Source organism: Erythrobacter sp. NFXS35, assembly GCF_040148725.1.
Taxonomy (GTDB): domain Bacteria; phylum Pseudomonadota; class Alphaproteobacteria; order Sphingomonadales; family Sphingomonadaceae; genus Erythrobacter.
The window spans coordinates 215513-231372 of record NZ_JAGDEB010000003.1 but is presented as its reverse complement, the minus strand read 5'-3'; the positions used below and the strand labels follow the sequence as shown (position 1 = coordinate 231372).

The window sequence follows — 15860 nt, the reverse complement described above, 5'->3', positions numbered from 1 at the left end:
GAAATATCCGATGCCTCAGCCCGCAGGAGCCGCGCTCAAACGGGATGCATATTTCAGCAAAATCCGCGCCTCCAGCTCGCCGACCAGGGCGTAGGCCAGCGGGCCTTCTTCCCAGTAGGCGATGGCGGCGCCTTCGCGCCGTTCCAGCATCGGCAGCCCCTCGGCAGGGGTTTCCGCGCGGGCGGCCAACAGCGAAAGCCGCTCATCGGCCTCGGTGAGAAGCGTGACCGTCACCACGTTTCCGAGATCGGATGGGTAGAGCTGCACGTCGCTCACCTGCCAGCCTGCCGGTAGTACCGGCAGGTCGAGGCCGGTCGCCCGTGCGATCTCGCCGCGGTCCAGCCGTTCGGATTCGGGCAGGGAGATAATTCCTTCGCGCGCACGGCCAGCAGCGTGCGAGGCGTGCGCTTCGTCAACGATCGAGGCGGCCTGGGCCGGCGCCGAAAAGTCACCTGTTACCTCGTTGGCAAGCCAGCCGGCGCCGAACAGTGCGAAGATGGCGGCGGCGCGCCGCCAGCTTGCAAAGGGCGAATTTTCGTTCGCGGCTTCGGGGGTCGGGTGTACCGCACTGCGGGCGTCATGCTTGCGTCCCACCAGCGTGCCCTTGGTGCTGCCGCTCGCGCGTTCGAAACTGATTGCGGGCCAGTTCCTGCGCCAGCGCCGGGCGACGATCCGCTCTCCGGGTCGCGCGGCATCGTCTAGCAACACCATACCACCCGGCGACAGGCGATCGAACAGGGACTCGGCCGCACCACGGACGAAGGGATGCACCGCCCACGGCGGGCCGTCGATGATCAGAAGGTCGATCTGCGCGGGTACCCCGTGCAGTTCGTACCATCGGCCGGGCCATTCGGTCGCGCCGTCCACCAACGGCGCCCAACGAACGTCTGCCTCGGCCCCTTCCTCGGCGACCCAATTTGCGGTGGCCTCAACGAAATCGCGATGCTGGTCGAAACTGATCAGCCGCCCACCGCCATTGCGGGCAAGCGCTTTGGCACAGACCAGCGTCGAAGCTCCGGCCCCGAGCTCGACCACCACTTGCGGGCGCAGTTCCTCGACCGCATCGACGATGCGATGGAGAAAACCCGTGTCCGCCTTCCAGCTGCCAAGATTGGGTAGCGCTCCTTCGGCGAGTCCGATCCGCGCCATCAGCCGCCGCTTGGATTCCTGCGTGCCGCCCCACAGGCTGTAGAGCAGCCACGGCCAGCCGATCGCCCCGAAGGCGAGGCGATGGAGGACATCGGAAACGGAGGCACCACGGCCGGACGCTGTGTCCTCGCGCAAGGCGAGAATGCTGGTGGTTTCGCGGGAAGTCATAAAAGCGGATCCGATCTGGGAGGGAATTGCCGGGAGAAAAGGCTGAACCGAACGGCAATTCGTTCCTTGCTCCCGACAGGCTTACAGGGAGTTGAACAATGTGGCGGAACTTAGTCGTCCAGCCATTGGCGAACGGCGAACCACCCCAGCACCACCAGTGCGATGAGGAGGCAGATGCCGAACACCCCCCAGAAAGCCCAGTCTTCGTTGGCGAAGGGGATGCCGTCGACATTCATGCCCAACAGTCCGGTAACGAAGGTCAAGGGCAGGAAGATGAAGGCCACCACGGCAATCGCAAGGCTGCGCCGGTCAACGATCTCGGCTCTGAGATCGGTGAGTTGTTCGTGCAGCAGCGCGGCGCGTTCGCGCACCGCTTCCAGCTCCTCAGCCATGCGTGCGAAACGGTCAGCCGCATCGCGCAGATGCATCCGGTCGTCATGGCTGATCCACGTGAAAGGCAGTTGCGCCAACGATGCCAGAGCGTCTCGGTCGGGTGCGACAAAGCGGCGTAGCGCAATCGCCTGCGATCTCAGTGCGGCGATGCGGCGTCGCAGGGCGTAGATATCGGCGCTCTCGATCTCGCCCTCGCAATCGTCGAGCAGGTCGCCCAACTCGGCGATCTCGGGATCCAGCTCGGTGCTGATCGCCTGTGCCAGCGCGGCGACGAAGTCCCCGCCATCGCACAGCTTCCCCGCCTGCATGGCCGTTTCGACCTTGGCGAGCGCAGCCAACGGGTTGCGCGTGACGGAAGTGACGCGGCGACCTTCGACCCACACCCGGATCGAGACCAGTCGATCGCTGTCAGCCGTCGGTTCGAGCGCATTGCCGCGAAGGTTGATAATCGCGCCATCGTCGATCTGTTCACACCGGGGGCGGGTCTCACTCGCCAGCAAGGCGTTCGCGGCGAGGCCGGGAAGGTAAGAGGGCAGGTCGGGCCGCCCGTTGCGGCCTGCGCCCTCGACGTGAAGCCAGACAAATCCATCTCCGCGGTAGCTTGCGACCTCAGATGCTGGAATTTCACGGACGACGCCCCTTTCCAGCACCAAAGCTGGCAGTGTCTTGAGGCAATCTGGATCAAGCATTCAAGATCTCTAGCCCGTGGCCCGAGTATCGCAAGCACTGGCGCGTTTTGCCCGTTTCCCACCGCCGCACGCCTGATTGGCGACACCCGGGTGCGATAGGGCGAAGTGACCCAGGACTTCCATCTCCGCAGCGATACGGAAACGCTGCCGTTGCTTTTCGTGGTGGCGTTATCAGAGCGCAGCGATCTTGATCTGCCGCGAGCAACATACAGGCTCGCGGCAGACCTCTCCAGCCTTCGCCGATGCAACATCAGCATTTGGTGCGACGATAGTCGCACTTCACACAGGAGCATGCGACATGCCTGATGCAGTCCCTATCTCGCAACCCTTCTGTCCTCCATCGTAAACGCAAGGTTCGAACATTGGTCATTTCGGATGCGTCGGTGCGTAATAGCGTCGGTTGCAGGGCTCTGGCGGAACAATCGCGACCCCGTGGCATAGATTCCATGGAGGTTCAGGATGAAATTCATCACGAGCGAACGTACGTGTCTGCGGGCTTCCGTCAATCGGATCGAATGCGCCGGGATGTGCCGATGGGTGTAGCGGTTTATGTGCTGGACCTCGCCATCGTAGTTGCCGCGGTGTTCTCCGCATGGTTCTGGCTGCAAGCCGCCGGCAAGCCCCAGCGAAGGGTGAGCAAGTTCGAGGAGTTCAATCATGCCGACATCAACCGGCTGATCACCGCGCTCAATCGTGCGCGCATTCTCAATGCCCGCGCTGCCGTTACCACGGCGATTGCCGCATTATTGGGCGGCTTTCGCGTTGCTCTGGATCTGATCTAATGACCTATCTGTTTTTGGTCCTCGGTCTCGTGCTGCTGATTGCCGGAGGCGAACTCCTTGTTCGCGGCGCAGTTCGCATCGCCGAACATTTCGGTCTTTCGCCGATGCTCATTGGACTCACCATCGTCGGAATGGGCACTTCGATGCCGGAACTTGCCGCCAGCGTCCAGGCAGCGCTGGCAGGTTCTCCGGGGATTGCGCTGGGCAATATCGTGGGCTCGAATATTGCCAACTTGCTCCTGATCCTCGGGTTTGCGGTCGCGGTTTCGCCGTTCGCGGTTGCACGCGGAGTTTTGTGGCGCGACGGGGGCGCCGGGCTGGCTTGTGCCGCGATCCTGATTGCTATCGGCTACACTTTCGGCCTTTCGCGCGGGGTGGGGATCGTGCTGGTCATCCTTATGGTCGCTTATGTGTATCTCGCCTTTCGGCAGGAGAAGGCCGGAGCCGGGCATAGTGCCGCATACGACAAGGCCATGGCGCTAGAGGCGGTGGATTCGGCGCTGATCCCAGCGACAAAGCCGCGCGGCGTGATCCTTCTGGCCGGTGCGCTCTTTCTGGCGGGGATGGTGCTCATCATTGCCGGAGGCAGCCTGCTGGTCGATTCCGCCATCACCATCGCCTCTGATCTGGGCGTGTCCGACGAGGTTATCGGCCTCACAGTGGTCGCAGTCGGGACTTCGCTCCCAGAACTGGTGACCTCGGCCATCGCTGCCATCAAACGTCAGGGCGAGATCGCGCTTGGCAACGTGCTCGGCTCGAACATCTACAACATTCTCTTCATCGGAGGTGTGACCGGGATCGTTGCGCCGACCGAGATACCTGCGGGGATACTTCGCTTCGACCTCCCCGTGCTAGTTGGGGTATCGGCGGTGGTGATGCTGTTCGCATATAGTGGCCGCAGGCTTTCCCGGGTGGAGGGTGCCCTGCTTGTGGCTGGCTATGTGGCTTACGCAGCGGTTACTGCCGGGCTTGTCTGATCAGGGAGTCCGGTCGCGCACTCTGCGTCGATGAAAACGCATCTGCCGACTGAATGCCCTGTCCGCGCGTGAGGCGAGTCCCTCCTCTGCTACCAGCACATTCACCCGGGGGATGGCCCCGCCTATTTCAATCGAATATGTCGAAGATCGAGCTGCGCTTTTTCCGGTAACCGCGCTCGCCATACTCGCCGCGCTCGCCGTATCCCCCTCGTTCCCCGCGTTCTCCACCCTCACCGTAATCGCCGTAGATCGGCTGCTGGGGCGGGGGTGAGCGACGTTGTGGTTGCGAGGACGAGGCGCTCTCTTGTGCAGCGGCCATGAGTTTTTCCAACTCGCCCCGATCGAGCCACACACCGCGGCAGGTGGGGCACATATCGAATTGCACCCCGTCACGGTCCACGGTCTGCATCGAGCTATTATCATTCGGGCAGAGCAGCAAAGGCATGAGGGCTTCCTTTTGTTGGGCCATCGACACCAGGGCGTCAGCGGCAGCGCGGGGCGCATTTCCCGCGATCGGCGCTGGACAATCAGCGGCTAACTCAGTCGGGCAACGCAATGGGCGGCGACCATAGCTGACAGCGGAGAAAGCTTGCAGCAACTTGCGATAGGCCGGTTCGTTCTTCCAGTCAGACATCGCAAGCCACGTTGCTCCAGCTCACATCGCAGCCTGTCGCCGCCACCGGAAGGTCATCCTGCCAGATATGGTCGGAGGCGCGAAAGGAAATCTCATGCGTCACCGATCGGGCGGTGCCAAGCCTTGGCTGCGCTTATCAATACCAGCACCTCGCCGCCGCCGATTTGCGGCTGCAAAAGGGCGGGGTGAGGTTGGCGGCATATCTCGACTGGCTGTTCGCGCCGGTCGCTGGAGAGGCGCCGAAGTGATGGCGACCCACCCGCGAGCCTTTCCTCAAGTCTCGGCGGCTATCTCGCCTTCATTTTGGGACATAACCCACGAACCAACTGCCGCTGCGATCACATTCTCGATGGTGGCTGCGTCTTCAAGCCGCGACCTGAAGGCGAATTCCAGTTTCTGTCTTCCCAGTTCCGTCGTCTTGATCGTCACGGTGACGGCCACGGCTTGCTCCGGCTCATCGCTGTTACTCCGGGCAGCGCATTCGTCGTAGGCCGAGCGTGCTGCGGCCTCGATCTCCTCCAGCCGCGAGAAGAGGTTCAGCTTGGTCTCGAACACGAGAGAGAACACATGCTCGGGAAGGGAACCTGCCCTCGCTACGATCCGCACGGGGGTTGAAAACAGCAGGCTGTGCGGCACCACCGCGGTCTGTTTGAGCAGCCGGATCGAACCTTCACGCCGGTCAACCTCCCTGAGGCGCGAGGCGAGCAGATTGATGTCGAGCACCTCGCCGCGATATTCGCCGATCTCGATGATGTCGCCGATTGTGTAGGCGCGGTTGAAGGTGCGGAACGCAGACCCTGAAAGGCAAAGGATCAGCTCCTTGGTCGCAACGACGACCGCCACGGCCACCGCCGTTAGTGAGAGCGCGAAGGTTCGCAGCTGCGGCGCCCAGATCATCAACAGCCCGACCATCGCGACGAGCAGCAGCGCATTGCGGATATTGGCGCTCCACCGGCGCGCTGCCTGAGGAGGCAGGTCGGCACGAGCCTTCAACGCGCGCCGCGTGATCCACCCCACGAGCATCAAGGCCGAAAGCAGTGCAATCGAAGCGAGCAGGTCGGGAAGCGAAGATTGAGCGGGAAACGGCAAGGTCATGCGAAAGCCTTTAAATGGCTCGGCGGCTGGGCGCCAGATGTGCCGTTCACGCGCGCCTCCGCAAGCTTCACTCAGACTTCAGTTTGAAACAGCGCCATGTGGCGCAAGACCTGGCGGCGGTGCAGTCCGCCTGCCAGCGCTCCGGTGGTCACCCCCACCGTGCTGATGAAGACGGCGATCTTCAGCAGGTCGGCAATGCCCGCCTGCTCATTGCTCAGGGTCGGCCAGGTCGAGATGAGATCTGATGGGAAGACCCACAGCTCGATCGCCAGTGCCAGCGCGGCCACCATCACGAACAGGCCGATGATCGCCATCAGCATTGAAAGGAAGATCACCACGTTCGCCACGGCGAGATGTTCGGGCACGATGTGGCTTTCCTTGCGGGGAAGGAACAGGCGCTGCGCGAAACACAGGAACAGGCTCGCCGCAAGGATGCTGACCCCGGCATAGCTCCATGCGGTCAGCTGGCTCATGCCGAGACCCGCGTCCCAGAATTCGGCACTGAAGACCAGCACGAAAACGGGCGCGACGGCCGCCGTCGCCAGCGCTGGCATCTTCAGCGGAAGCAGGATCGCGCGGTTCCTGAGCAGCGCCCTCAGCACCAGCCGTGGGTGGCGCAGGGCGGAACCGAGATGAACGCCAAGATCACCGGCAGGGCTGCCCACGCTATGCTCTCGTTCGGGGAAGCGCGATGCAAGATGCTCCATCGCTTTCCTGTCGCCGAACGGCGGCACCCTGTCCCGCTGGGGATCGGGCTGAAAGGGTGACATGGCCGTGCCAGGACGCGGGTCTGAGGGTGCACCGAGGGTCTGGCCGATCAGGTGCAGCAGCAAGGCGGCAGCGTCCATCCTGACCTGCCTTGCATCAAGGGCTAGCTTGTCTCCCCTGCCTAACCTCCGCAAGCGGTGGGTCGAGAGCACCACCGTTCGGGCGAGCGGCGAGGACAATCCGAACACGATGCGGTCCCGCCGCGACATGACGGCGATATCCGTGATGATCACGATCAGATCGAACGAACCTTCGACCAGCCGTAAGCTACCCTCACCGAGAAAGTCCCCGGCATGACGCCGCTCGTTCGATCCTAGCGAGAGCGGCTCGGTGATGTGGAAGTGCCAAGGGCGGCCCGTGGCCGTTTCCAGCTCGGGAAGTGCGTCCTGCATCAATTGCCGAGCGAAGCTGACGAGCTGGTCGTGAGGTATGCTGCTCGTGGCGGCAAGCACCACACCCACCTGAAGGGGTCGAGGGTCGGGTCGGGCAGGCACGGCTCTCCAATGCGCCAGAAAATCACGGTGCGATGGGGAACTGGCTGGAGCATGGCATTGTTCCGCCGCGCCGGAGATGTCGGCATGAAGCGCATGGAGAGATGAGGAACGACCGGCGGGCGGCCATGAGTTCCCTCGCCGCAGTATAGAACCCTATGCTGCGGCGAGGAGTGTTCGTCAGGTCACCAGACGAACCAGTTCTCGTTCTCCTGGTCGAACACGTTGGGTTCTACGGGATCTCGATGATTTTGGCCCGAAGCCTATGATCAGTGGTTCCAACTCTAAGCGGATATTGATCGCATGGCCGGCCGTCCGGCAAATTGATGGACGAGTTACAATCCTAGACCGTGCCCTGTGCTTGCAGAACCGTTTGGCATATCCTCGGGACCCGGCATTTCGGCTTTGGATTGGGTGCGTTCATGCAGGCTTCTTGAGGCCTCCTTTCCTGCTGGACCTTTGCTGCTACGCGCCGCACATTGTCGGCTCGAAAGTGCTGGGGGGAAATTATGGAGCTCGAACTGGAAGGGAAAGTCGCACTGGTTACCGGGGCGAGCCGCGGTATCGGGCGTGCCATTGCCAAGGGGTTGGCAGCCGAGGGAGCGAAGCTTTGCCTTGCTGCGCGGGGGGAGGAAGCGCTCGGTGAGGTTGCGGCGGAGTTGGTAGCCGCCGGCGCCGAGGTTCTCGCGATGCCGTGCGACGTTGCCGATGATGCCGCTGTCCGTAGCCTGGGGGAGGCGGCGCTAAAGCATTTCGGCCGGATCGACATTCTCGTCAGCAACGCGTCGTCTCTCGCTGTCGGCGGCACGCGCGGGGACTGGGACAAAAGCCTGTCGGTTGACCTGATGGGCGCGGTGCGACTGGTGGACGCCGTGCTGCCGGGAATGCGGGCGCACGGCAGCGGCTCGATCCTGCTCGTATCTTCCGTGTCGGCGATCGAGGCGTCCCCGATGGAGGATTATGGCTACACGGCAGCCAAGGCGGCGCTGAACGCCTATGCCAAGAAACTCGCCATGAACGAAGCGGCGAACGGCATCAGGGCGAATGCGCTGCTGCCCGGCTCGGTCGAGTTTCCCGGCGGCGGCTGGGATTTGATGCGCACCGAAAATCCGCCGGTCTACGCCATGGTGCAGAGAAGCATTCCCTCCGGTCGTCTGGGCAGACCCGAAGAGATCGCAGACGCAGCCGTGTGGCTGGTATCCGCGCGTGCGGGCTGGGTGACGGGCGCGGCTCTCAGTGTTGACGGAGGGCAGGGCAAGGGCATCCGGTAACCGAAATCCGTTCGGCGGTTCCCCGGCTGCGGTCGCGGCGATGCATCAGCAGCGGTCGCTGCGGTTGGCGTTCTTGCGGTCCCGCGGGGTTGCAAATGCCCGTCAGGGGGGTAGGACAGCCCCCAACAGATTTTCCGCAACTGGGGGCGGTAGGACATTGCGGCTATGCGCATGTCCTTTTCGTTGGTGTCCGTTCGGGACGCATCCCATGCCTTTTCACGAAAGCGGACAAAGCCTTGGCAGCAATGCCGGCCGCGTGATCCTGCGTCGCCACTTGCCACGGTTGCGTCCGGGATAGGAACGCTATGACCAGCAGGCCGGGCGAAGCGCACTTGCAGACAGACCCGCAGGCAGACGCACTTGGCGACTGGCCAATCGATCCGCCGCTGGTCGAACTCGACATCGAAACCCATGACCGCGGTTTCTATGACGGGTTCAGCCGGGCGGTGACGATCCCGGCCAAGGTAATCGTGTCGCTGCTGATCATGTGGGCGATCTTCTTCCCCGTGAACGCCGGAAAGACGCTCGGCGCCGCCAATTCGACCATCATTGCGACCTTCGGCGGCTGGTACGTCTATCTCGTCGCCAGCCTCATCGTCGCCTGCCTCTTACTGGCGCTGGTGCCCGGAACCGGCTCACTCAGGATCGGCCCGCCCGGCGAAAAACCGGAATTCAGCCGCTTCTCGTGGTTCTCGATGCTGTTCGGGGCCGGGATCGGTATTGGCATGCTAACCTATTCGACAGGCGAGCCGCTCGCCCATTTCGTCAACAATCCCGACATCATCCGCGGAATGGCCGATCCGCAGAGCCGTGAGGCCGTGCGCCCGGCCTATATGTACACCTTCCTTCACTGGGGGCTGGGCGCATGGTGCACCTATGCACTGGTGGGGCTTGCGATCGGCTATGTCGCGCATCGCCGCAACCTGCCGCTGACTATCCGTTCGGCGTTGGCGCCGCTGTTCGGGAAGGTAATGGAAGGGCCGGTGGGCCATGTCGTGGATATTGTCGCGGTGGTGGCGACCATCCTCGGCGTAGCGGTGACGATGGGGCTGGGGGTCGAACAATTCGTCGCGGGCCTCGCGCGGTTGGGGCTGGGCGATTGGCTGCTGGCGGATGACGGATCGGCATCCTCGCTGGCAATCATCGTGTCGCTGACGGTGCTGGTGGGCGCCTCGACGATCAGCGCGCTGTCGGGCGTGGGACGCGGGATCAAATGGCTTTCGAACATCAACATGGGCCTGTCGATCGCGCTGCTTGCGCTGTTTGCGGCGCTGGGTGCGGGCCTGTTCGGGCTGGAACTGCTGGGCGTGGGCTTGTGGGACTATCTCACCACTTTGCCGCAGCAATCGCTCAGGCTGTGGGACCGGGACGGCACTACGCTCGGGGCGGCGCTCAACCAGTGGCAACTCGACTGGACGGTGTTCTACTGGGCGTGGTGGATTGCCTTTGCACCATTCGTCGGGATGTTCATCGCCCGCATTTCTCGCGGGCGAACGATCCGCGAATATATGTTCGGGGTAACAATTGTTCCTTCGCTGATGTGCTTCGTGTGGATGGCGCTGGTGGGGGGCACTGCGATCGAGCTGGAATTATCGGGTATGGCCGGAGGTCGGATCGTCGGTGCGCCGATGTCGGACCAACTTTTCGCCACGCTGGCCGTTCTGCTCGATCCGGGGCTGGCGCTGCTGGTCGCGGGCCTCGTGGTGGTGCTGTTGATGACCTATTTGGTGACATCGGCAGACAGCGCGATCCTGATCGTCAACACGATCAACGGCGCGGGCGATGACGAAGGCAGTCGTCGCTACCACATCCTGTTCTGGGGCGCGGCGATCGCGTTCGTGGTCGGTTCGATGCTGATCTTGGGCGGGATCGAAGCGATTCGCATCACGATGATCATCGGCGCGCTGCCGTTTTCCTTTGTCGTCGCACTGATGTGCGTGGCGATTATCAAGGCGGTGGTGTTCGATCTTATCCGCAAGCGGCACGGCGTTCCGACCACCGCGCAGGCGTGCGAGGAATGGGCTGAGAAAGTATCCGTTGCTGGATGACTTGGCCCCCTATTTGCCGGTTCTACAGTAAAAATATAAAATTTTCTTGGTAATCAACAAAATGTCAAAATATTCACTCGAAAATTAGCCAATATATGAAATTCCAAGAAAAATTTTCGTAGCAGGGCTACATATACTTTGAGTAATACTTGAGTATTCTTTAGTGTTGTGATTATACAACAACATCAGATAGCTTTTGCGTGATTTGCTCGACTGCGGTGGAAACCGCAAGCTTCCCTTGGTAGCGGAATGATGTTCGCCACAGTGCATCCGTGTGCGCGTGCTATTTCTTGGGCCATGTCGTTGCGTTCCTCGCATACCGGCCCGTTCCGAAGCTCAAAGGGGCCTTACATGATGAAGATTCTTGGCGGCGCGTCGATTGGCGCGCTTGCAATCGCGATTGCGTCTCCTGTCGTCGCGCAGGATGCGGATTCCGCCACCACCACCTCGCCCGCCGCCAAACAGCGGCCACGCCAGCAAGGCGGGATCAAGACCATCGTCGTTACCGCGCAGAAGCGCACCGAGGATCTGCAGGACGTGCCGATCTCGGTCACGGCCATTGGTGAGGAGCAGCTTTCCGAGCTCGCGATCGACACCTTTGAGGACTATCTCGACCAGTTGCCCAACGTGACCGCAGGCGGTACCGGGCCGGGGCAGAACACGATCTACATCCGCGGCCTTGCCTCGACCACGCCCAACCTGACGACGGCGGGCGTGGCCGGCCTTGCGCCCAACGTCGCCTTCTATCTCGATGAGCAGCCGCTCGCGCAGCCGGGCCGCAATCTTGATGTCTATGCCGCCGACATGCAGCGGATCGAAGTGCTGTCGGGCCCTCAGGGCACATTGTTCGGCGCCAGTTCGCAGGCGGGCGTGGTCCGGCTGATCACCAACAAGCCCGATCTGTCCGGCTTCGATGCGGGCTTCGATTCCAGCGTGTCCTTCACGAAGGGCGGGGAGGAGAGCTATTCGGTAAAGGCCATGCTCAATGTGCCCGTGACCGATACGTTGGCCGTACGCGGGGTGGTCTACCTCGATGACCAGGGCGGCTTCATCGATAACGTCGCGGGCAGGCGCGACCTGTCCGAAAGCGCGCGCTTCCGGCCCGAGGGAACGGTGCGCGCCAACGGCGTTCCGGTCAACGCCAACCGCGCCGGGTTCCAGTCGACCGCAGATCTTTCGGATGTGACCTTCCTCGAAGCCGACAATGCCGGTCTGGTGCGCGACAACTTCAACGACACCCAGTATTCGGGTTTCCGCGCCACCGCCCTCTGGGAGGTCACACCGGACTGGACGGTGACAGTCGCCCATACCCGTCAGAGCCTGGAGACGGACGGCGTGTTCTTCGCCGACCCGGAACTTGGCGGACTCGGTGATTTGGAAATCCAGCGCTTTGAGGATGACCGGCTGGAGGATGATTTCTCCAACACCAGCTGGACCGTCGAAGGCCGGATCGCCATGCTCGATGTGGTCTATACCGGCGCCTATACCGACCGCCGCACCGATCAGCGCATCGACTATACCGATTACCTGTTCGTCGGTCAGTATCTGCCGTATTACATCTGCGACGGATCGGTGAGCTATCCGGGCGCGGCCGCACCCAGCGGCACATGTCAGGAACCGAACCTCTACGTCACCTCGGACAGTCAGACGCAGGTTTTCACGCAGGAATTGCGGTTTTCGACGCCGGAAAGCTGGCCGGTGCGCGCGACCGCAGGCGGGTTCTATTCCGACCTCGAACTGAAGGAACGCAACGACTTCAACTATCCCGGTAACGTCGATGCCGCGCCGTTCGGCGGGTTTGCGCCGAACTTCACGTTCCCCGGCATTTTCAGCTCCGATGACGGGGCGTTCCCGCGTGATGCGATCTTCAGGAACGACATCCGCCGCACCGATAAGCAATTCGGTCTGTTCGGCGAGGCCGCGATCGACATCGTGCCTGATCTGCTTACCGTAACGCTCGGCGCAAGATACTACGATGTCGAGGTCGATCTCGAAGGCGGCGCCAATGCCAGCTTCTGCAACACCAGCGGCAATGACGAGAACGCTTTCGGCACCAACATCTCCGATCTGTATGACGGTGACGGCAATTTCTTCTTCAACCTGTCATGCTCCGAAGCCCTGCGGCAGAACTTCACGCTGGATGACAGCCTTGCCGATATCGAGGCCGCCGGGCTTTCCCCGACGCAGGCACAGCGGGTGTTCAATTCGGTGCGTGCGCCCGATGTGGCAGCGACCAAGGGCACCATCCTGAAGGGCACGGTCACGCTGACACCGACGCCCGACACGCTGTTCTATGCGACTTATTCGGAAGGCTTCCGTCCGGGGCTGCTCAACCGGCCCGGCGGCGCACCGGGGCCGAACAACTTTACCGTGCCGTTCGAACTGGCGACCGACGAGGTGCAGAATTACGAGTTCGGCTGGAAGCTCGAACTGGTGGACGGACAGCTGCGCTTCAACGGCAGCGCGTTCTATGTCGACATTGCGAACTTGCAGACGACGATCTTCGACCCCTCGATCACCAATCTGTTCTTCTCGGCCAATGCCGCCGATGCGAAGATTTACGGGCTGGAAGCGGACTTCACCTTCGCGCCCTATGCGGTGCCGGGGCTGACCGTGGCTGGCGCGTTCTCGATCCTCGATACCGAGATCACCAATGTGCTGATCCCGACCAATGATGTGGTGGAGGGTTCGGAACTCGCCTTCGCCCCCTCATTCCAGGGCAACTTCCGGGTGCGCTACGAGTTCGACCTGACCTCGACTCTGGGCGCCTATGTCATGCCGCAGGTGACCCACTCGGCCAGCAAGTTCACCGACATCATCGAAATCAACCGTCTGCAGCTCGACAGCTACACAGTGGTCGATTTCGCCGCGGGGATCGAGAAAGACCAGTGGAGCTTTGAGGTCTTCGGCGATAACCTGTTCGACGAACGCGCTCAGGTCTCGGGCAATTTCGTCAATGATCGGGCGCGGATCGTCACAAACCGTCCGCTCACAGTCGGCTTCCGGGTTGGCTACGACTACTGATCGGTTCTGAAGCGAAGAATGGCGGCGGGGGTGGGCAGAGGCTCACTCCCGCCGCCTTGTTTGCAGGACGAAGGCGTGTAGGACGATCGCCATGACTACCCGCGAAACTCAGCTAACATCCGCGCAGGAGGCGCTGAAGACGGGCCGCTTTGCAGAAGGGCTGGCGCTGGCGCGTGCGCTGCTTGAAAGCGCGCCGGAGGATGGCGAGGCGCTCTATCTTGCGGCGGTGGCTGCGCGGTATTGCAAGACCTTCACCGAGGCCGAGGTCTATCTCGATCGGCTCCATGCCGCCATGCCCGAATATGGCCGCGCATGGCAGGAGGCGGGCCATCTGGCGCTGGCGCAGGGCCACAAGGCGGCGGCGCTGGCGGCGTTCCAGCGGGCGACCCGTTTCAATCCGGCGCTGGAGGCAAGCTGGCGCGAACAGGCGCGGCTGCTCGCCGCATCCGGGCGCGCGGGCGAGGCCAATATGGCCACCTTCCAGCAGCAGCGGCTAGCCCGGCTCCCACGCGAACTGGTGGCGGTCACCAACCACCTTGCCGAAGGGCGGCTGCTGCGTGCCGAGGAGAATTGCCGCCATTACCTGCGCGCCCATCCGGCGCGCGATGCGAACCATGTCGAGGGGATGCGGCTGCTGGCGCGGATCGGGATCGAGTTCGGCGTGCTGGAGGAAGCGGAATTCCTGCTCGACAGCGCGCTCGCCTTCCGGCCGGACGACGTGCAGATCAGGCTCGATTATATCGACGTGCTGCGGCGGAGGCAGAACTTCGCCAAGGCACGGGCCGAGGCCGAAGCGCTCTACCTACGCGATCCTGACAGCCCCGTGTTCCAGTCGCGCCTCGCGATCGAGAGCATGCAGAGCGGCGATTACGAGCGCGGGCTTGCGCTGTTCGATCAAGTGCTCGAAAAGCTGCCCGGCGACCCTGCCAACCTCACCAGCAAGGGCCACGCGCTCAAGACCACTGGCGCTTCCGCCGAGGCGATTGCCAGCTATCGCGCGGCAATCGCGGCCAAGCCCGATCACGGCGATGCCTGGTATGCGCTGGCCAATCTCAAGACCTATCGCTTCCCCGACGACGAGGTTGAGCGGATGCAAATGCAGGCTGCGCGCGGCGATCTGGCCTTCATGGATCGTGTGCATATCGCCTTCGCGCTCGGCAAGGCACACGAGGATCGCGGGGAATACGCGGCCAGCTTCGCCGCCTACGATCAAGGCAATCGGCTGAAGCGCGCGCAGACCCGTTACAGTGCCGATGCGATGAGCGCCGAGCTGGCCCGCCAGAAGGAAGCTTGCACCGCTGAGCTGTTTGCGCAGCACGAGGGTGCAGGCCATCATGCGCCCGACCCGATCTTCATCCTCGGCCTGCCGCGGGCCGGTTCGACCTTGCTCGAACAGATCCTCGCCAGCCATTCGCAGATCGACGGCACGCTTGAACTGCCCAACATTCTTGCGCTCGCGCACCGCCTGCGTGGGCGGCGCGTGGGCGAAAACCGTTATCCGCAAGTGCTGCATGATCTGACTGCCGAGCAGCTTGCCGGTTTTGGCGAGGATTTTATCGCCAACACCCGCATTCACCGCGCGGGCGCGCCGTTCTTCATCGACAAGATGCCGAACAATTTCCGGCATATCGGGCTGATCCATCTGATCCTGCCGAATGCGAAGATCATCGATGCCCGGCGCGATCCGATGGATTGCTGCTTTTCTGGCTTCAAGCAGCTGTTCGCCGAAGGGCAGGAGTTCACCTATGGCCTCACCGAGGTCGGACGCTACTATGCCGACTACGTGACCCTGATGGACCATTGGGACGCGGCGCTGCCGGGCAAGGTGCTGCGCGTGCAACACGAGGACGTGCTCGACGATCTGGAAGGCGAGACCCGGCGGATGCTCGACTTCCTCGGGCTGCCGTTCGAGCCTGCCTGTCTCGATTTCCACAAGACCCAGCGTGCGGTGCGCACCGCTTCGAGCGAACAGGTGCGCCAGCCGATCAACCGCAAGGGGCAGGGCGCGTGGAAGCCGTTCGAACCGTGGCTGGACGAATTGAAGGCTGCACTGGCTGTCTGACGCGCTTGTCCGGCTATCGCCGCGGCTACGATGAAGTCACGGCCGGGCTTCGATGCATCAGCACATGACGCGGCAGGACCAGCCAATAGCCATCGCGGGTGCACTTGACTGTCCCGAGGCGCCTTCCGTCCTCGAACAGTTCGACTTCCCGTCCGGGCAACTGCCTTTGCACGACATCGAGCGCCATCTGGGGATCGGCACCATCCATCTCGATCACCTGCGCTGGCCCGGTGCTGTCATCGACAACCAGACTGTAGGAATGACCCGGAGCTTCAATCGTGACGGACATGGCGAATCACCTCCATCCAA

General features: G+C 62.6%; 12 protein-coding genes. 6 read left to right on the top strand and 6 right to left on the bottom strand.

Annotated elements, in window-relative coordinates:
- Nucleotides 1-15: 15 nt before the first annotated feature.
- Both J3454_RS12665 and J3454_RS12660 read right to left on the bottom strand, forming a co-directional pair.
- Complete coding sequence (locus J3454_RS12665; protein ID WP_349514138.1) at nucleotides 16-1317, bottom strand: class I SAM-dependent methyltransferase; 1302 nt, start codon at nucleotides 1315-1317, stop codon at nucleotides 16-18.
- Nucleotides 1318-1427: 110 nt separating this feature from the next.
- Nucleotides 1428-2399, bottom strand: a complete 972-nt coding sequence (locus J3454_RS12660) for a zinc transporter ZntB (RefSeq protein ID WP_349514137.1) — start codon at nucleotides 2397-2399, stop codon at nucleotides 1428-1430.
- 446 nt (nucleotides 2400-2845) lie between these two features.
- On the opposite strand from J3454_RS12660, the gene J3454_RS12655 reads away from it, so the two are divergent.
- On the top strand, nucleotides 2846-3181 hold the full coding sequence (locus J3454_RS12655; protein WP_349514136.1) for a hypothetical protein: 336 nt from the start codon (nucleotides 2846-2848) through the stop codon (nucleotides 3179-3181).
- Complete coding sequence (locus J3454_RS12650) at nucleotides 3181-4158, top strand: calcium/sodium antiporter (protein WP_349514135.1); 978 nt, start codon at nucleotides 3181-3183, stop codon at nucleotides 4156-4158. The genes J3454_RS12655 and J3454_RS12650 overlap by 1 nt, the downstream gene beginning before the upstream one ends.
- A gap of 127 nt (nucleotides 4159-4285) precedes the next feature.
- On the opposite strand, the gene J3454_RS12645 is transcribed toward J3454_RS12650, so the two are convergent.
- The 3 genes from J3454_RS12645 to J3454_RS12635 form a co-directional block, all read right to left on the bottom strand.
- Nucleotides 4286-4603: a TFIIB-type zinc ribbon-containing protein gene (locus J3454_RS12645; protein WP_349514134.1), complete on the bottom strand. Its 318-nt coding sequence runs from the start codon at nucleotides 4601-4603 to the stop codon at nucleotides 4286-4288.
- 462 nt (nucleotides 4604-5065) lie between these two features.
- Nucleotides 5066-5887: a mechanosensitive ion channel domain-containing protein gene (locus J3454_RS12640; protein WP_349514133.1), complete on the bottom strand. Its 822-nt coding sequence runs from the start codon at nucleotides 5885-5887 to the stop codon at nucleotides 5066-5068.
- A 71-nt stretch (nucleotides 5888-5958) separates the two neighbouring features.
- A complete protein-coding gene (locus J3454_RS12635) occupies nucleotides 5959-7107 on the bottom strand; it encodes a hypothetical protein (protein ID WP_349514132.1) in 1149 nt (382 codons plus the stop codon).
- A 548-nt stretch (nucleotides 7108-7655) separates the two neighbouring features.
- Here J3454_RS12635 and J3454_RS12630 point away from each other — a divergent pair.
- The 4 genes from J3454_RS12630 to J3454_RS12615 all read left to right on the top strand — a co-directional run bounded on the left by J3454_RS12630 (nucleotide 7656) and on the right by J3454_RS12615 (nucleotide 15551).
- Complete coding sequence (locus tag J3454_RS12630) at nucleotides 7656-8417, top strand: SDR family NAD(P)-dependent oxidoreductase (RefSeq protein WP_349514131.1); 762 nt, start codon at nucleotides 7656-7658, stop codon at nucleotides 8415-8417.
- Between the two features lie 305 nt (nucleotides 8418-8722).
- Nucleotides 8723-10465 (top strand): BCCT family transporter, encoded by a 1743-nt coding sequence (locus tag J3454_RS12625; RefSeq protein WP_349514130.1) that lies wholly within the window; start codon nucleotides 8723-8725, stop codon nucleotides 10463-10465.
- Between the two features lie 351 nt (nucleotides 10466-10816).
- Entirely contained in the window at nucleotides 10817-13489 is a 2673-nt protein-coding gene (locus J3454_RS12620; protein WP_349514129.1) for a TonB-dependent receptor, read from the top strand.
- A gap of 91 nt (nucleotides 13490-13580) precedes the next feature.
- Nucleotides 13581-15551 (top strand): tetratricopeptide repeat-containing sulfotransferase family protein, encoded by a 1971-nt coding sequence (locus tag J3454_RS12615; RefSeq protein WP_349514128.1) that lies wholly within the window; start codon nucleotides 13581-13583, stop codon nucleotides 15549-15551.
- 25 nt (nucleotides 15552-15576) lie between these two features.
- Here the strand turns inward: J3454_RS12615 and J3454_RS12610 are convergent, their stop codons facing one another.
- The gene (locus tag J3454_RS12610) at nucleotides 15577-15840 is read right to left on the bottom strand and encodes a hypothetical protein (protein ID WP_349514127.1); all 264 of its coding nucleotides are present in this window, start codon (nucleotides 15838-15840) and stop codon (nucleotides 15577-15579) included.
- Between the last annotated feature and the right edge of the window lie 20 nt (nucleotides 15841-15860).